The organism is Rheinheimera tilapiae (assembly GCF_042432165.1).
Lineage (GTDB): Bacteria > Pseudomonadota > Gammaproteobacteria > Enterobacterales > Alteromonadaceae > Pararheinheimera > Pararheinheimera tilapiae.
Genome location: NZ_JBHLXP010000004.1, coordinates 242,129 through 259,621 on the forward strand (window position 1 = coordinate 242,129; position 17,493 = coordinate 259,621).

Here is a 17,493-nt window from a genome sequence, read left to right on the forward strand (position 1 = left end):
AGGTTTAGAAGCAGACTAATGAAGATTGGTTTTTGTTGCAGAGCGCTCTGACCAACGGTTGCTGGCGCCGCCAGATGGCAGCCGGTGCGGACCAGCTGCCAACGAGTGTTAGTTAAACAAACCCCAACGCTTCCACTAACGGCTTACGCGCGGCGCTCAGACTGGCTTTCAGCGCAAACAACATACAGACCGCCATCAACACCAGGCCGGCATAGAGGGTCAGTTCGGCACTGAAACTGATCATCAGTGGGTAGCCCTGACTGGAGCCTGGTGGCGGTGGCATCATCACTTTAAACTGGCGCAGCAATTCGCAGCAAACTAAGGTCGACAGGGTAGCGACGACGGCGCTAAAGGCACCTAACAGCAAGGCTTCCAGTACGAAGTTACCGACGATGCGGCTGCGGCGCTCGCCAAGCGCAGCCATAGTGCCAATTTCGCGGGTGCGCTCAGTCACCACTTGCGAAATGCCATGGCCGACGGCGAATAACACCAGCAATAACATCAGGATACCGAGAGTACCGAAAATGCGGTTGTATAGGTCGCGCACGGCTTTAAATACAAAGGCGCGGTCTTGCCAGGGCGTCACTTTGCTATCCGGTAATTCGCTCTGCAGCGCGGCCGCCAGCTCGTCTTGGTGTTGGTCGTGCAGTAAATAGATATTCAGTTCGCTGATTTTGTCGCTTTGCAGTAATTGCTGGCCAGCTTTGATCGGCAGATATAACTGGCGTTTATCCAGGTCCGGCACGCCGGTAGAAAAGATCCCAACGACCACTACATCTAACGCATTCAGCGCGCCAGTACTGGTGGCAGACATCAGGCTCAATTCACTACCGACTTTGGCTTTTAAAATGGCCGCCAGGCCTTCACCAATTAGCAGCGGAATGCTGTCGTCGGCTTTGCTGAGATAGGCCGGCGGTAACACGCCGCCTGCTTTGATTTGCAGGAACGGGCCTTTTAACTGGAACTCGCTGCCATCGACGCCACTGCCGAGGAAAATCGTCGATTTTTCACCGTTGGAAACCAGGCCGGAAAACTGTAAGCGAGGTAACACCGCTTTGACGTCGTCGCGCGCCAGCAGACGTTTTTCTAGCGCCGGGTCGCGGTTGATGCCGTGTTGCAACGGTACATCTTCGTTATCTAAGAAATAATCCGGGTGGCTCAGGGTCAGATGACCCAAATCGCGCGCGGCTTTTTCCGCCAGCGACTGATAAGTAAACAGGGCAAAACCAGCCCCCAATAACACAGCGGTCATGGCGGCACTACAGACCAGACCGGTGAACAGCGTGCGGCGGCGGTGGCGCCATAGATTGAGTAATGCGGCCTGAAACATGATGATTCTCCTTGTTAGCCGGCGCGGCGCGCTGGGTTAAGGCTTTGCGGCTGGTTTTCCACCAGCACGCCGTCTTTGAGGGTTAACAACCGCGAGCAGCGCTCGTACAGCCGTGGATCGTGGCTGGCAATTAAAAAAGTGGTGTTGGCATCACGACCAAGTTGCTGCATCAAATCAATCACTTGTGCAGCGCTGACGCCATCGAGGTTGGCCGTCGGTTCGTCCGCAATCACCAGTGGTGGCGCTTTGACTAAAGCCCGCGCGATCGCGACGCGTTGTTGTTGGCCGCCGGATAACTGGTCCGGGCGTTGGCCGGCAAATTGACCAACGCCAACCGCCTCCAGCAGTGCCATGGCGCGCGCCCGCCGTTCTGATTTGGCGACGCCAAGCAACTGCAGCGGATATTCGACGTTTTCCAGCGCAGTCAGCACCGGTAGTAAGTTATAGCGCTGGAAGATAAAGCCAATAGCCCGGCAGCGCAGTTGGGCCAGAGCGGCCGGATCTGTTGGCACCGGCTGCTGATCCAGCCAAATCTGGCCTTGCGTTGGCGTGTCGAGCAGTCCGAGCAGGTTCAGCAAGGTGGACTTGCCACTACCGGACGGGCCGCATAAAGCCACCATTTCGCCACAGCTGATGTCGGCGCTGACATCCTTTAATGCGGTGTTTTGCAACAAACCGCTGCCGTAAGTTTTGCTTAAGTGTTGAAAAGTCAGCATGGCTGTTTCCTTGCCTGATCTATTGGCTTGAGTCGTTGGCTAGAGTAGTTGGCTTGTTCACTGCGCGCTTTGCTGTTGCCAGGTTTTAGCCAATGCTTCGTCACCGGCTTTGCTGGCGGCTTTGGCGCCACAGCTATACAGGGCTTGTTGCGCTGCTGCGGGTGCAAAACCGAACGCCGGGCTTTGAATTTGGTTTTTCAGCAGGGCATACCCTTCTTCAAAGCGGTTAAACAGGTCGGGCAGATTGATAAAAGTACAACCAGCGATGGTATGGACCTGCATCGTCACTATGGCCTGTGTACGGTCTTGCGGGTCTAACTGACGCAGCGTTTTATCCAGTTTGCTGAGGCCTTGTTCGGCCGCTTTCATTTTGTTCCACGGCAGCATGGCATGCTTAGCCGCCGCTGTTTCGACAGCTCCCAGCATCGCCTGCAACTGCAGATCTTCCGGGGCAGCAGCGCTGGCGGTGCTCAGCGTCGCAATGGCCTGTTCGTTGGCGGTCGCATCGCCCTGTACGCCTTGTTGATAAACGGACATCCAGTTATTCGCCATGGCTGGCGTGGTCAGGATCAGCGCTGAGGTCAGTAACAGTGGGCGGAAGAAGTGAGTTGTATTCATGTTGTCTCTCCTGAGTTGAGGCCGGTTGGGCATAGTGGCCTGATGGAGTGACTTTAAGGGCTCAGCGAACAAGCTGCAGACTGAGCTGACAGACGGGCAAAAATGGCGCTGAATGGTAAAAAACGGCGCTGAATGGTGGACAGCAAGTCGCAGACTGCGCGGTAGTGAGCTTGTTAAACGAGATCGTTTCCTAATGCTGCCGAAATAAATGCTGATAAGCGCGGCTGACGGCAAGTTCCGTCGGGTTGTTTTTCAGCACTAGCGTCATATGGCCAAACTCGTCGCGTTCGACTTTCAGGATGCTTTTTACCCGGACTATGCAGCCGCGGTGAATGCGCCAGTACAGCTGCGGGTCGAGCTGTTGCTCTAAGGTGGCGATTGAGGTGCGGATCAGGTATTGCTGGCCGGCGCTGTCCACTGTGGTGTATTTGTCTTCGGCGAGGAAAAAGTCGACATCGGCGACATCCAGTAAATGAATAGTGTCGCGCTGGCTGGCCTTGATCCAGCGCAGTGGCTCTGTCTCAGACGTTGCAGCTTTTACTTCCGGGGCTTCGTTCAGCGGCAGCGTTCCTGCAGCTGTGGGAAGCAACTGGCTCAACAGCTGTTGTAAATGCAGTAAATTGGCCTGTGGCTTTTGCTGCTGGCTCAGTCGTTGTTGCAGGCGTGTGATGCACTGCTGCAGCCGCGCTTCTTCTAAAGGCTTTAACAGATAATCCACCGCCTCCAGTTCAAAAGCACTGACCGCATGCTGGTTATAGGCGGTGCTGAACACGACCAAAGGCGGCGCGGGCAACCGGCGTAACTCGCGCAATAACTGCAGACCATCTAAGCCCGGCATCTGAATATCCAGAAAAGCGACGTCGAACTGTTGCTGCTGACACAAAGTTAATGCCACAGCGCCATCTTCGGCCAATGTGGTCTGTGCTTCTGGCCAGAATTCTGCCAGCAGTGCCTGCAAATGGCGGCGTAATAACGGTTCATCATCGGCAATTAACAGACGTGGGGCCGCAGGATTTACACTCGAATTCAGACCAGTATTCACAACGGGATCTCCAGACGGACAATGGCCTGATGGTCGGCCAGCGTTAAAGTTAAACCAGACAAATCGCCATATCGTTGTTGTAGCCGTGCGCGGGTATTACTGAGGCCAATGCCTTGTCCCTGATGACCGCCTTGCGACGGAATGTCGCTAACGGACGGGATCGAGTTGCTCAGCACACAACAAAACTTCTGCTGTTCAACAAAAAGCCGGACTTGCAGCTGACCGCCGCTACGCACCGGTTCAACGCCGTGCTGCAAGGCGTTTTCTAACAAAGGTTGCAACAGCACCGGCGGAACCTGCAGTTGCAGTGGCAGGTCGTCGCTTTGTTGCCAGTCCAGCTGCAAACGCTCACCGAGACGAATTTGCTGAATTTGCAGATAAGCGCGGCTGAAGCTGATTTCATCGGCCAGCGGCACCAGCTGAGCGCGGGTCTGGTCCAGACTTTGACGTAACAAGGTCGTTAAGGCGGCCAGCATCTGACTGGCCTGTTGTGGTTCAATCCGGATCAACGCCTGCACATTGGCCAGCGTATTAAACAAAAAATGCGGTTCGATTTGCGATTGCAGCAGTTTCAGCTGTTGTTCCAGCAGCTGTTTTTCCTGCTCCGATTGTTTCAGCGCGGTTTGCATCAGCTGTTGTTGTAATTGAAAGCGTTGATCCAGCAGATAATAAAACGCCGTCATCGCCACGCTGACCACCAGTACGATGCCGAGCAGCGACAAGTCAAAGCCGGGTTTAAACTCCTTGCCGGCTGCACTGAGCTGCCACCAGGTCCAGCCCAGCGGCAAGCCAAACCAAAGCAAACCGGCCAGCGCCAAGGCGAGAAGTGTATTGAGTGTCATCGACAGCGCAGGTCTGTTGCGCTGCAGCCAGCGGATCGTTGTGCGCATGGTCAGGCCTATGCCGTTGGCGTAAACCAACTGTAGCCACAACGGCCCCATGCCAAATAACGTGAACAGCAGTGCCAACAAAGAACAAGGCACAATCAGGTTTAGTTGATCGCGCCAGAACGGGGGTTGTCCTTTGCAATGGACGGGTGGGCTGTCAGAAGGCATATTGGGCTCCGGCTACGACTTCGTGTTTTTTGCCAAGCAGACGGAAGCTGCTATCGGCAGGGCCAGCGAAGTGCTTGATCCCTAAGTTAATTTTAAACTGATCGCTGACACTATAACTGACAGCCCCTGAGATTAACAATCCTGTTACCGCTGGTTGATACAGCAACGTCAGTGACGGGTGCCAGTCGCCTTCAGCGCGCAGATGCAGCAACCATTGTTGCCGCGTCAGCTGGCGGCCACTGAACAATTGCAGACTGCTTTGTCGTTCCCGCGTTTGCAGCGCCGGGCCTTGCAGCCGTTGTTGCAGCGCCTGCCAGTCCCTGTCGGCGCTGGCCTGACCGTCATAGCTATATTCCAGTATCAGATTCCAGCCGGCGGCAGCGGTGTAATTCAGGCCGGTACTGAGCTGCCAGGCACCTTGTTGTTGCAAAGCATCAGCCAGCGGGCGATCGATGCCGGTTCCGACTCCGGCGCCAGCCGGCTGTTGTGACGTGGGCCATTTGATCCAGTGATTGGTCCAATAGTGCTGCTGCCAAAGCAGACTACCCTGCAGCGCCAGCCCTGCATTGAGCACCCAGACCTGACTGGCGCCAACGCGCCATCCGATGTCCTCGTCATAATGCGCCAGCGCCTGCCACTCCAGATCGCCGGCCTGCTGGTAATAACGCGCGCCACAACCGGTGCTGGCGGGCAGAGTTTGGCCATAGCGGCGAAACACTTGTTCCGTCTGATTGCACAGTAAAGTCCAGGCATTGTCGGCACCAAACCAATCGGCAGCCGCTTGCCAGACGCCGGGTGCGACGACGGTGTAGAGCGCTAAAGTGTCGGTCGGAGAAAATAAATCCAGCGGCCGCAGGCCATAATTCACGTCAAAATCGCGTTTGCGTTTGCCGGCGCTGAAACTCCAGTTGCCTTCGTCAATGCTCCAGTAAGCTTCGGAGAATTCCAGCTTTTGCTTCGATGTGGCGCCGGCCGGCTGCTGCGGATCTGTGCGCCACAATGTACTGGCGAGCTGAAATTGCTGGTTGGTGCCAAGCTGGTTTTGCCATTGTAAATCGAGGGTCTGCAGCAGCAATTGCTGATGCTGTGGCCCCCGTAACCGGCTGTCGCCTTTGGCGTTGCTGCCGAGTACACGGTATTGCAGATCTGGCTGTGCCGCCTGCACGCTCGTGCTGAAGCTCAGACTAGCACTCAGTACCAAAGCCATTGTTGGATACCACCACGACATAGATCCACTCCTGTTCATTCAACTCAACCCGGGAAAGGCTGTGCGGACAGGATAAAAGCAGTGGTTCACTGCTGCTCTGCGCGCTGACCAAAGGTCAAAAACGCCGACCAGCTGTTGGATTTGCTACATAGTTCGTAGCATTGTCAGTTTGTGCTCTAGTAACGAACGCTTTTCTGGCTCGTAACTATATTCCAGCGCCTGTTCGAGTAGCTGTCGCGCGGCTTGGTATTGATGATTTTTCAGATAGTGCCGTACCAGCGCCTGATTCGCTTGCAATAGATAGGGCACTCGTTTTTGTAACCGCTGATAGAAGCTGATTGCCAGCGCCTCGCGACCAGCTTGCTCCGCCTGGACCGCCTGAATATACAGCTCAAAAGGATCGTCACTGTCAGCCAGCGCCAGTTGCTGTTCTAACTGCTGCACCAGCGGCTGGTCGCCCAGTTGTATCGCCAGCACCTGATAGTTGTTTAACAGCGCCAGCTGCTGCGGGGCAATCGCAAGGCCATATTGATACCATTGTTGTGCCAGCTCTGGCTGTTGCTGACGACGCAATAAAACCGCCATCAGGTTAATTGCCGGGACGAATTGGTCATCCTGCTGCAGGCTGGTCTGTATCAGTGCATACGCCTGATCAAGCTCACCACGCAGCAAAGCTTCCGCCGCCAAATTGTTGAATACAGTAGCGAAGAACCGGGCGTCACTGAGAAAATCACCCTGATAGCTGATGGGACCGCGGAAATAATCGATGTACAGCGGGCTGATCATGCTGGAATCCGGATCCGCGTTCAGGTAGCTGCGCACATGCGTGGCCTGTAACAACAAGTCGCCACGAATATCGATGACGGGTTCCCGGTAGGTTGCCCGGAATCGAACTTCAATGTCGGCGACATCAGCCAGTGCCTTGGTTAGCAAGGCGAGACTGACACAATTGGCCGAACCGGTGCGCATCACCTCACTGGCGCTGGTGGTGTTGCCGTTAAACTGAAACACAGCCAGCACGTTTTGCATATAGCTGTACAGCCGATACTCGGGTTTTTGCCCGGCATAAAGCGGGTCATGGAAATAGCTGAGGAAATCTTGTTGCTGCGCGGCTGTCAGTTGCGATAGTTCCGCGAGGTCCGGTACAGCGGCGGCAGTAGCGAAAATCTGCGGCGGGATCTGCGGTGCTTTCGCTCGTATCGGCGGTTGCACGACTGCATTCGTCTGCTGGGCCTGGTTTGCAGTAGCCAGGGGTACTTGTTGCGCGCAACCGGCCAGACAGATACTGAGGAATAAAGCCATCAACCGCATGAATAGACTCCGTTAGAATTTTTCATATTGTTAACACAGAGACAACACTGAATTCCAGCAGTAAATAAGCGGGATCTGTCGCATACAACCGGTGGTTTAGCCACATCTATGCTGGTCAGCCTTGCTCCGCCCGTTCGGACACGGCAGAATCAGGCAGTACTCCATTTGGAAATTCCTATAATGACAACAAAAACAACAGTATCAGGCGCTGAAATTCCGAAAAAGGGCTTTTTTGCCCATTTTGGTTTAGTGCCACAAATTTTATTGGGCATGATTTTAGGTGTCGCACTGGCGAGCTGGTCGACAGAGGCAGGTCAATCAGTTGCGATGCTGGGTGCGTTATTTGTTAAAGCGTTAAAAGCAGTCGCGCCTATTTTGGTGTTTGTGCTGGTGGCATCCGCCATTGCTAACCGCAAAATCGGTGGCCAGGCCAAAATGAAACCGGTGTTGGTGCTGTATTTACTCGGCACCTTTTTAGCGGCGCTGACTGCAGTAGGCGCCAGTTTTCTGTTCCCAAGCAGTTTAATCCTGAGCGACGCCCAACAAGCGGTGACAGCACCGGAAGGCATTGGCCAGGTGCTCAAAGGCATTCTGTTTCAGGCAGTCGATAACCCGGTCAATGCGCTGCTGACCGGCAACTTTATCGGCGTTTTAACCTGGTCTATCGGTTTTGGTCTTGGTCTGCATCACGCCAACAGCACGACGAAAAAAGTATTCAGCGATATTTCGCACGGTGTCTCGCATCTGGTGACGTTAATCATTCGGTTAGCGCCTATCGGTATTTTTGGTCTGGTGGCTGAAACTGTCGCTACCACTGGTTTTGCTGGCCTCGCCAGCTATGGCCACTTACTGGCTGTGCTGGTTGGTTCGATGGCCTTTATTGCTTTTGTGATCAATCCGCTGTTGGTGTTTATCACAACGCGGCGCAATCCTTATCCGCTGGTGCTGACCTGTTTGCGTGAAAGCGGTGTGCCGGCATTTTTCACCCGCAGTTCAGCCGCCAATATTCCGGTTAATATGATGCTGTGTGAAAAGCTGAAACTGGATGAGGATACCTATTCAGTGTCAATTCCGCTTGGTGCCACTATTAACATGGCCGGAGCTGCGATCACTATTACAGTGCTGACGCTGGCTGCAGTGCATACCTTGGGCATTCCGGTCGATTTTGCTACCGCGATGTTGTTAAGTGTGGTTGCGGCGATCTGTGCCTGTGGTGCCTCTGGTGTGGCCGGTGGTTCTCTCTTATTGATCCCACTCGCTTGTGGCCTGTTTGGTATTCCGGCGGAAGTTGCGATGCAGGTGGTTGCGGTTGGCTTTATCATCGGTGTGGTGCAGGATTCCTGCGAAACTGCACTGAATAGTTCAACAGATGTGGTGTTTACCGCAGCTGTTAGTCAGCGCGCTGGTGCCTGATTTTGTCGCCTTGGCCGGTGTCGCCAGACGCCGGCCTCTGCTGATAACCCACCTTTGAATCCTCCTAAAGTCCCAAAACCAAGCCGCTAATTCCTTTTAGTTATATCTGAGCCGATTTGCTTCTTGGATTCAGGACGTTTAGACGTCTAATATCGCAGCCATATTGGATAACCCCGCTGTGTTTTACTCAAATGCAGTATGGTGTGTCGATGATCTGAGCCTGACTAAGGCAAGAGCCCGTGGGGACCTGAGCGTGCAGTATTTACCGATTTTCACTGATTTGACTGGCAAAGCCGTGCTGCTGATAGGCGGCGGTCACGTTGCCTTGCGTAAAGCGCGGGCGCTGCTGGATGCTGGCGCTGTGCTGACCGTGGTGTCGCATCAGTTTGAAACGGATTTCCAACATTGGGCTGCGCAGGGCAAAGCCGTGCTGGTGCAGGGCGATTTTCAGCCTGCGCAAATCTCTGGTCACTGGCTGGTCATCGCTGCGACGGACGATGATGCCGTCAATGCTGCGGTGCATCAGGCCGCCACGGCGCGTCAGGTCTGGGTGAATACCGTCGACGACCAGGACAAATGCGAGTTTATTTTCCCATCCATTATTAACCGCGCGCCTATTCAAATCGCGATTTCCAGTGGCGGCACTGCGCCTGTGCTGGTGCGCCGGCTGCGCGAACAGTTAGAAACTTTGTTACCTCAGCATCTGGGGCCTTTGGCCACGTTGGTGGGGAAGTTTCGTAAAAACGTGCAGCAGAAGCTGGACAATTTTGCCGCCCGCCGGCAGTTTTACGAACAGGTATTCAGCTCTAAAGTGGTGAGTTTGCTGCAAAGCGGCCAGCCACAGGCGGCGGAAGATACACTGGAGCAAATGCTCGATGGCCATCAGCCACTGCGCGGTGAAGTCTTTGTCGTCGGCGCCGGGCCTGGTGATCCGGAGTTATTGACGCTCAAAGCGCTGCAGCTGATGCAACAGGCCGATGTCGTGGTGTACGACTACTTAGTGTCGGAGCCGATTATGCAGCTGGTGCGCCGTGACGCCGAGCTGATTTGTGTCGGCAAAAAAGCCGGCGCGCATTCAGTGGCGCAGGAAGAGACCAATGCTTTGCTGATTAGGCTCGCGCTGGAAGGCAAAAAAGTCTGCCGGTTAAAAGGCGGCGACCCCTTTATTTTTGGCCGCGGTGCGGAAGAAATCGAAGTCTTGTTGCCGCATCAAATCCCGTTTCAGGTGGTGCCGGGCATTACCGCTGCCGCAGGTTGTGCCGCTTACGCCGGTATTCCGCTGACGCACCGCGACTATGCGCAGGCGGTGCAGTTTGTCACCGGACATTGCCAGAAAGACGGCAAAGAGCCGGACTGGCAAAGCCTCAGCCGGCCGAACCAAACTTTAGTGATTTATATGGGCCTGATGAAATCGGCGCATATTCAGGCGCAGCTGCTGGCTGCAGGCCGATCAGCAGACACGCCGGTCGCCATTCTGGAAAACGGTACGCGACCTGAGCAGCGGGTGTTCACCGGCACGCTGGGGCAGCTGGCGGCATTGATTGAGCAACACCAGGTGCAATCGCCGGCCTTGCTGGTGATTGGCGAAGTGGTGGCGCTGCAGAAAAAATTGGCCTGGTATGGCGCGCAAACACCGCGTGCGCAGATCACGCCGCTGAATTGATCGCAAGTCAACCGTATTGAATTGAATAGTTTTTATAGCAAGGTAACTGATATGCCGACCCTAACGCACTTACAACAGCTCGAAGCGGAAAGTATTCAGATCTTCCGTGAAGTAGCGGCCGAATTTGATAATCCGGTCATGCTGTATTCCATTGGTAAAGACTCGTCGGTGCTGTTGCATCTGGCGCGCAAAGCCTTTTACCCGGGCAAGATCCCGTTCCCGCTGCTGCATGTCGATACCGACTGGAAATTCCGCGAGATGATCGCGTTTCGGGATCGCTTGGCTAAAGACTACGATTTTGAACTGATCGTGCACAAAAACCCGGAAGGTCTGGCAATGGGCATGAACCCGTTCACTTTCGGTAGCGCTAAACATACCGACGTGATGAAAACCGAAGGCCTGAAACAAGCGCTGAACAAATATGGTTTTGACGCGGCCTTTGGTGGCGCACGCCGGGATGAAGAAAAATCCCGCGCCAAAGAGCGGATTTATTCATTCCGTGACCAGTACCACCGCTGGGACCCGAAAAACCAGCGGCCTGAGCTGTGGCATACCTATAACGGTCAGGTCAATAAAGGCGAAAGTATCCGGGTGTTCCCGCTGTCCAACTGGACTGAACTGGATATCTGGCAATACATCTATCAGGAAAACATCGACATAGTGCCGCTGTATTTTGCTGCGCACCGCCCGGTGGTTGAACGCAATGGCACCATGATTATGGTCGACGATGACCGGATGCCGCTCAATCCGGGCGAAGTACCGGAGCAGAAACTGGTGCGTTTCCGGACTTTAGGTTGTTACCCGCTGACCGGTGCTGTCGAGTCGGAAGCGACGACGTTAACCGGCATTATTGAAGAGATGTTGTTATCGCGTTCCAGTGAACGGCAAGGCCGGGTCATTGACAGCGATTCCAGCGGGTCGATGGAAAAGAAAAAACGTGAGGGCTATTTCTGATGTCAGTGGCAATTGAACTCGAACAGCTGGGGATCGAAGAATACCTCAAGCAGCAGCAACACAAATCTTTGTTGAAGTTTTTAACCTGTGGCTCGGTCGATGATGGTAAAAGCACCTTAATTGGCCGTCTGTTGCATGACAGTGCACAGATTTATGAAGATCAGCTGGCGGCTTTGCATAAAGACAGCAAAACCCACGGCACCACCGGTGAAGCCATTGATCTGGCGTTACTGGTCGACGGTTTACAGGCTGAACGTGAGCAGGGTATTACCATTGATGTGGCCTACCGGTATTTCTCCACGTCCAAACGGAAATTTATCATCGCCGATACGCCGGGCCATGAGCAGTACACCCGCAATATGGCGACCGGCGCTTCAAACTGCGACCTGGCGATTATTCTGGTCGACGCGCGCTACGGCGTGCAGGTGCAGACCCGTCGCCACAGCTTTATCTGTTCACTGCTGGGCATTAAGCAGTTTGTCGTGGCCATCAATAAAATGGATTTAGTCGGCTTCTCTGAAGCGCGTTATGACGAGATCCGCCAAGAGTATTTAGCTTTTGCGGCGCAGCTACAGGTACCGGATATTCAGTTTGTGCCACTGTCAGCGTTAAATGGTGACAACGTGGTGAACCGCTCGGCGCAAGCACCTTGGTATCAGGGCCCGACGTTACTGGCGCTGTTAGAAGATGCGCCGGTGACTGGCTTTAATCATGCGTTTGAAGCGCGGTTGCCAGTGCAGTATGTCAGCCGACCGAATCTGGACTTCCGCGGTTTTGCCGGTACAGTTGCCTCTGGCAGCTTTAAAGTTGGTGATGCAGTGGTTGCCTTACCGTCAGGCAAAGGCTCTGTGGTGAAATCCATTGTGACTTTCGATGGCGAATTGCCGGAAGCTTATGCCGGTCAGGCGGTCACATTAACGCTGACTGATGAAATCGACATCAGCCGTGGTGACGTGATTGTGCCTGCGCAGCATCATGCCAGTGTGTCGAACCGGATATTGGCCAAAGTGGTGTGGATGCATGAAGATCCGCTGAACATCGGCAAGCAATACAACATCAAACTCGGCACGAAAAAAGTACCAGGCACAGTCACTGCCATTGCGCATAGCATTGATGTGAACACGTTGGAAGAGCATGCCGCTACCGAGCTGAGTCTGAACAGTATCGCGCTGGTTGAGCTGGAACTGACCGAAGCCGTGGTATTTGACCCGTACAGCAAGAACCGCGACACCGGTGGCTTTATTTTTATCGACCGGATCAGCAATATCACCGTCGGTGCCGGCATGGTCGACAGCGCGCTGGCGTCAAGCAGCAGCCGTGCTGAGTTCAGTGCTTTTGAGCTGGAATTTAACGCCTTAGTGCGTAAACATTTCCCGCACTGGCAGGCAGTTGATATCAGTAAGTTGTAATAGAAGGCAAACAGCAGATGGGTCAGGCTCCAGCGTCAATCAACGCCAATAACATCGTTTGGCAACAACATGCCGTCAGCCGCAGCGAGCGCGAAACGCAGAAACAGCAGCAGGCGGTGGTGTTGTGGTTCACCGGCTTAAGCGGTGCCGGCAAATCGACCGTCGCCGGCGCTTTGGAGCAGGCATTGCTGCAGCGCGGCGCCCACACCTATCTGCTGGATGGCGATAACGTGCGCCATGGCTTGTGTGCCGGTTTAGGTTTTAGTGAAGCCGACCGCAATGAAAACCTGCGCCGCGTAGGGGCTGTAGCCGGTCTGATGCTGGATGCAGGTCTGATTGTATTAAGCGCCTTTGTCTCGCCGCTGCGCAGCCAACGCGATGCTATTCGCGCCAGTTTGCCAGAAGGCCGTTTTATTGAAGTGCATGTGGCCACCTCGCTGGATGTCTGTGAACAGCGTGACGTCAAAGGCCTGTATCAGAAAGCCCGCCGTGGCGAAATCGCCAATTTCACCGGGATTTCAGACCCTTACGAAGCGCCGTTACAGCCGGAGATTAGCCTGGATACCGGTGTGTTATCGCTGGATGACAGTGTGCAGCAGTTGCTGAAATTACTGGAGCAACGTGGCATTATCCAGCCACAATCCTGACAGGGACCTTCCTGAATGTTAACGACACCTGCTGAACTCAGCCATTGGTTGCCACAAATCCGCCGCATCAGCATCGATGCGGGTCATGCCATTCTGGCGATCTACAATCAACCACAAGCCATTGATGTGCAAAATAAAGCTGATGACAGCCCGCTGACAGCCGCCGATTTAGCCGCGCATCAGCTGATCATGCGCGAACTGCAGACGCTTACGCCGGACATTCCGGTGTTATCCGAAGAAGCCGCCGATATTCCGTGGAGCGAGCGCCAACACTGGCAACGTTTCTGGCTGGTCGACCCGCTGGATGGCACCAAAGAATTTATCAAACGCAACGGCGAATTCACCGTCAATATCGCACTGATTGACGCCGGTGAGCCGGTGCTCGGCGTGATCCATGCGCCGGTGCTGGGCAAGACTTATAGCGGCGCCGAAGGGCTGGGAGCTTTTGTCGCAGACAGCAGTGGTGAACGCCTTATTCAGGCCATAGCACCAAAAGCCGGTGAAACGGTACGGCTGGTCGGCAGTAAAAGCCATTATCAGCCTGAAGTAGAGCCGTATCTGGCGCAGTTTCCGCAGCATGAACTGGTGGCGGTTGGCAGTTCGTTAAAATTCTGTCTGGTCGCCGAAGGCGTAGCGCATATCTATCCACGCTTTGGCCCAACCATGTTATGGGACACCGGTGCCGGCCATATCATCGCCACCGCCGCAGGTGCCAGTGTCGTATATGACGGCGTCGAAGGCCCGGCCTATCAGCGCGAAAACTTGCGCAATGGCAATTTTGTCGTGCGGGTATAACTCCTCCTTCATTCTGCCCGGTACCGGATTGATGCCCAATCTGGCACCGGGCTGTTTGGTTGCAAATGGCCAGGCAGACCGCTTTGTCACCGCTTTCTTTTGCGGGCTTACGCCAATATTACAAACTTCAAAGCCCGCACCACGCCGTTGCGCATCCTATTTTTTTGCGAAGACCTGAAAGAATTTTATCCTTGCGCCAGTCTTTCTATTGTTCATTCAGACAACAGCAGAAACAGGCAGGTGCTCCTTGGCTAGTTCAGGTTCAGTGAAAAGTCGTATTTTTATCGGTTATGCCGCTATTTTCTTCGTCACTCTTGTTGCTGCTGTCTTGCTGATCCAAAGCAATCGCCAGCTGATGCACGAAGTCGGTGGTTTTGTTGACCGATCCGTGCCGGCGTTACAGGCCATATCAGCGTTGCAGAATGTGACGCATCAGCAAGTGCTTGCCGGCTACGAGCTTTACGGCACGACCATCAAAAGCGCGGAATTTACCGACAAACAGCAACGGATGGAACAGTCGTTGCAACGCCATCTGCAGGTGTTGGATAAAGTCGGCGGGCAAGGCTTGCAGACCGGGCAACAACAGCTGCAGCAAGCTTTACAGCAGCTGTTGCAGGTGATGGCTGCGGCACAAGTGGATTGGGACCAGGCCCGCTTACAACTCAGCGCCATTAATCAGGCTGCCGGCGCTCTGAATCAACAGCTGGAAAAGCTCGCCGCCAATATCACCAAAGACGCACAAACCAGCACCACCAATATCAGCGGGTCATTAGCGCAAAACAGTACCACTGTTGTGGTGCTGGTGTTATTGATCCTCTCGGTGGCCATTGGCTTTTTCCTGTTGGCACAAAAACAAATTGCCAATCCGATCATCCGGTTGTCCGGCGAATTACAGCAAGTCGCGGATAGCCGCGATTTAAACCGCAGCCTGAGTACAGATACGGTCGCAGAAGTGAACAGTGTGGCCGCCAGCGTTAATTTGCTGCTTCGGGTATTTAAAAGCGGCATCACCGATATCTATCACGCGATTTCCGGCATCAATCAGGCAGTTGACGCGTTGGCGGGTAGTTCGGCGCAATCTTCAAGTGCGGTGCAGCAGCTGGAGAAAACACTCTCTGTATTGGTCAGCAGCATGGCGCAGCTGGAGCAGCAAATGGAAGACAGTGTCAGCCGCTCGATGCATGCTGCCAGTTCGGCACATGCCGGTGCGGCGGCCATGTCGCAGAGTCAGATCGAAGTGCGGCAAACTTCGGACAGTATTAGTCAGTTGTCTGGGGACATTGAAACAACAGGGCAAATGCTGCTGACGTTGCAGGCGACGGGCACTGAAGTCTCTGGAGTCGTAAAAACTATTGCCGACATTGCCTCGCAAACTAATTTGCTGGCCCTGAACGCCGCGATCGAAGCGGCGCGCGCCGGTGAATCGGGCCGTGGTTTTGCCGTGGTTGCGGACGAAGTACGGACGCTGGCCGTGCGGACACAGCAATCTACGGCGGAAATTAACAATATGCTGGCGAAGATTGTTAGTTCGATCCAGGCTGCTGTGGCCAATATGCAATCCAACCGTGAATCCGCGCAGCGCTCAGTTGAGCTGGCCGGACAGCTGGTGCAAACGCTGGAAAGCGGGCGTCAGGTGATCCTGACGCTGGCGGGGGTGAGTCAGGAGGCCGCAGATTTGGCCAATCACTCCCAGCAAAAAGCCCGTTCGCTCAAACACGAGATCGCCGCGTTTGAGCAAAATGGCCAGTCGGTAAGTGCCGCCAACCAGGCGGTGGCATCGACCAGTCAGGCGTTAACCGGGCTGGCCGGTCAATTACGCAACACAGCGGGCCTGTTTAAGCTCTGAGGGCTGCACCACTTCAACTGTGGTATTTCGGCCAAAGACGGGTGCAGTGAAAGAAAATTGGTGCTGCACCGGTCAACTGCCCGTCATTTTTCCAATCAGGTTGTTCAAGATGTTGCAAGCCGCGTTGATTCTAATCGCCCTTTCTGCTGCGCTGATGGCGTGGTCATTTCAGGCCGGTCAATATGGCGCGTTTAGCGCTATTGTGGCCTATTTCACTGAAGTCTCACCGACTTTACTGGCCCAGTTAGCACAACCGCAGATTGGGTTGCTTTGGACTGTGGTGTTACTGGCGTTGCTGGGGTTGCGTTGGCGTCTGCCGCAGCGGTTACTGGCGCTGACTCTGGTCCTGTTCAGTCTTTTGCCGTTAATCAGCCTGTTCGGCGCACAGCACTATATCGCCAGTCTGGGTGGCTTCCCGATTATTGGTTCCGGCCAGGGCGTGATTAAATTTGTCGCGCTGGTCGCGCTTGCTATCACATTATGGCGCTGGCCTGTGTCTTCACCGGCCGAACGTTTTTGGCTGAATTATCTGCCGGTCGCTTTGGTTTTGCTGTGGATTGGCGGCATGAAGTTTCTGCCATATGAAGCCAAAGGCATTGTTGATTTGGTCAGCAGTTCGCCGCTGTTAAGTTGGCTATATCTGGTGGCGGATGAGCAAACAGCGTCTGATTTGATCGGCCTGTTTGATTGGCTGGCGCTGCTGCTGCTGGCTGCAGGTTATCGCTGGCCACGGCTGTTTGTGCCCGGTTTTCTGATGTGTGGCTCGGTGTTTGTCACGACGCAGACCTTTTTAATCAGTTTTCCGGATGCCTGGACAGCACCAGCAGTGCTCAGCAGCAGCGGTGTGTTTATCATCAAAGACTTGTGGTTTATCGCCAACATGCTGTTGCTGGCGCAGGCATGGCTGATTCGACCAAAGCAGGGTTAAAATTTCCGCAAATAATACTGTTTTTCTTTACAGCTCCGAAGGATAATAGCCGGACCGCCCGTTGCCGTGTTTGATCCGGCTGCTGAGGGTGGCATGCGACCCCGAGGATCGGAATGAGACTGTTACGTCATCTGCATAAAGCGCCTTTGCGAGTGCTCCGGTTACAACGTCGCAAAAGTATGATGCGGATCCGCTTTAGTATGATCCGGCTGCAATGTGCGTTGTCGCAGGAAAAAGCTGAAACTAAGCAGATGCTGCGCATTTATCAGCAATATGTGACCGGTCAGGTCAGTAAAGCTGAGTTGCAGCAGGCGAATGCACAGCTGGCAGACGTATTGCGCGCCACCGGACTTGGTGTGTTCGCGATTCTGCCGTTTGCACCTATCACTATTCCGCTGATCGTTAAACTGGGCCGTAAACTCGGCATCGAAGTCATGCCCAGTGCTTTTGCGCCAAAAGACAAATATCTGCATCCGGGCAAATCCAGCAAAGCGTTGTCCGGGCCTGCGACAGCCAAGTCGGTAAAGAAGACTGAGAGCTGAGTGAAAGTTCAGGTGCC

At 54.3% G+C, this 17,493-nt stretch carries 16 protein-coding genes; 9 read left to right on the forward strand and 7 right to left on the reverse strand.

Going from position 1 to position 17,493, the window contains the following annotated elements; all coding sequences use genetic code 11:
• Nucleotides 1-112 precede the first annotated feature (112 nt).
• The 7 genes from ACFFJP_RS15940 to ACFFJP_RS15970 all read right to left on the reverse strand — a co-directional run bounded on the left by ACFFJP_RS15940 (nucleotide 113) and on the right by ACFFJP_RS15970 (nucleotide 7,279).
• On the reverse strand, nucleotides 113-1,330 hold the full coding sequence (locus tag ACFFJP_RS15940; RefSeq protein ID WP_377246318.1) for an ABC transporter permease: 1,218 nt from the start codon (nucleotides 1,328-1,330) through the stop codon (nucleotides 113-115).
• A 14-nt stretch (nucleotides 1,331-1,344) separates the two neighbouring features.
• Complete coding sequence (locus tag ACFFJP_RS15945; RefSeq protein WP_377246321.1) at nucleotides 1,345-2,046, reverse strand: ABC transporter ATP-binding protein; 702 nt, start codon at nucleotides 2,044-2,046, stop codon at nucleotides 1,345-1,347.
• A gap of 57 nt (nucleotides 2,047-2,103) precedes the next feature.
• Nucleotides 2,104-2,664 (reverse strand): hypothetical protein, encoded by a 561-nt coding sequence (locus ACFFJP_RS15950; RefSeq protein WP_377246324.1) that lies wholly within the window; start codon nucleotides 2,662-2,664, stop codon nucleotides 2,104-2,106.
• Nucleotides 2,665-2,854: 190 nt separating this feature from the next.
• Nucleotides 2,855-3,706, reverse strand: a complete 852-nt coding sequence (locus ACFFJP_RS15955; RefSeq protein ID WP_377246327.1) for a LytR/AlgR family response regulator transcription factor — start codon at nucleotides 3,704-3,706, stop codon at nucleotides 2,855-2,857.
• Nucleotides 3,703-4,761, reverse strand: coding sequence for a sensor histidine kinase (locus ACFFJP_RS15960; protein WP_377246330.1), 1,059 nt, complete (start codon nucleotides 4,759-4,761; stop codon nucleotides 3,703-3,705). Before ACFFJP_RS15960 ends, ACFFJP_RS15955 begins: the two co-directional genes overlap by 4 nt.
• A complete protein-coding gene (locus tag ACFFJP_RS15965) occupies nucleotides 4,751-5,989 on the reverse strand; it encodes a hypothetical protein (RefSeq protein ID WP_377246333.1) in 1,239 nt (412 codons plus the stop codon). Before ACFFJP_RS15965 ends, ACFFJP_RS15960 begins: the two co-directional genes overlap by 11 nt.
• Nucleotides 5,990-6,112: 123 nt before the next feature.
• On the reverse strand, nucleotides 6,113-7,279 hold the full coding sequence (locus ACFFJP_RS15970) for a tetratricopeptide repeat protein (RefSeq protein WP_377246550.1): 1,167 nt from the start codon (nucleotides 7,277-7,279) through the stop codon (nucleotides 6,113-6,115).
• Nucleotides 7,280-7,459: 180 nt separating this feature from the next.
• Here ACFFJP_RS15970 and sstT point away from each other — a divergent pair, with 180 nt between their 5' ends.
• The 9 genes from sstT (at nucleotide 7,460) to ACFFJP_RS16015 (ending at nucleotide 17,476) form a co-directional block, all read left to right on the forward strand.
• Entirely contained in the window at nucleotides 7,460-8,692 is a 1,233-nt protein-coding gene (gene sstT, locus ACFFJP_RS15975) for a serine/threonine transporter SstT (RefSeq protein WP_377246336.1), read from the forward strand.
• A gap of 253 nt (nucleotides 8,693-8,945) precedes the next feature.
• A complete protein-coding gene (cysG, locus tag ACFFJP_RS15980; protein ID WP_377246544.1) occupies nucleotides 8,946-10,355 on the forward strand; it encodes a siroheme synthase CysG in 1,410 nt (469 codons plus the stop codon).
• A 51-nt stretch (nucleotides 10,356-10,406) separates the two neighbouring features.
• Nucleotides 10,407-11,309, forward strand: coding sequence for a sulfate adenylyltransferase subunit CysD (cysD, locus tag ACFFJP_RS15985; protein ID WP_377246339.1), 903 nt, complete (start codon nucleotides 10,407-10,409; stop codon nucleotides 11,307-11,309).
• On the forward strand, nucleotides 11,309-12,718 hold the full coding sequence (gene cysN / locus ACFFJP_RS15990) for a sulfate adenylyltransferase subunit CysN (protein WP_377246342.1): 1,410 nt from the start codon (nucleotides 11,309-11,311) through the stop codon (nucleotides 12,716-12,718). Before cysD ends, cysN begins: the two co-directional genes overlap by 1 nt.
• 17 nt (nucleotides 12,719-12,735) lie before the next feature.
• Nucleotides 12,736-13,365, forward strand: coding sequence for an adenylyl-sulfate kinase (cysC, locus tag ACFFJP_RS15995; protein ID WP_377246345.1), 630 nt, complete (start codon nucleotides 12,736-12,738; stop codon nucleotides 13,363-13,365).
• Nucleotides 13,366-13,380: 15 nt separating this feature from the next.
• Nucleotides 13,381-14,160 carry a 3'(2'),5'-bisphosphate nucleotidase CysQ gene (gene cysQ / locus ACFFJP_RS16000; protein ID WP_377246348.1) on the forward strand — a complete coding sequence of 260 codons (780 nt, stop codon included), beginning with the start codon at nucleotides 13,381-13,383 and terminating at the stop codon, nucleotides 14,158-14,160.
• A gap of 265 nt (nucleotides 14,161-14,425) precedes the next feature.
• On the forward strand, nucleotides 14,426-16,006 hold the full coding sequence (locus ACFFJP_RS16005) for a methyl-accepting chemotaxis protein (RefSeq protein WP_377246351.1): 1,581 nt from the start codon (nucleotides 14,426-14,428) through the stop codon (nucleotides 16,004-16,006).
• Nucleotides 16,007-16,160: 154 nt separating this feature from the next.
• A complete protein-coding gene (locus ACFFJP_RS16010; RefSeq protein ID WP_377246354.1) occupies nucleotides 16,161-16,934 on the forward strand; it encodes a DUF417 family protein in 774 nt (257 codons plus the stop codon).
• A gap of 113 nt (nucleotides 16,935-17,047) precedes the next feature.
• Complete coding sequence (locus ACFFJP_RS16015; protein WP_377246357.1) at nucleotides 17,048-17,476, forward strand: hypothetical protein; 429 nt, start codon at nucleotides 17,048-17,050, stop codon at nucleotides 17,474-17,476.
• The last annotated feature ends 17 nt before the right edge of the window (nucleotides 17,477-17,493 follow it).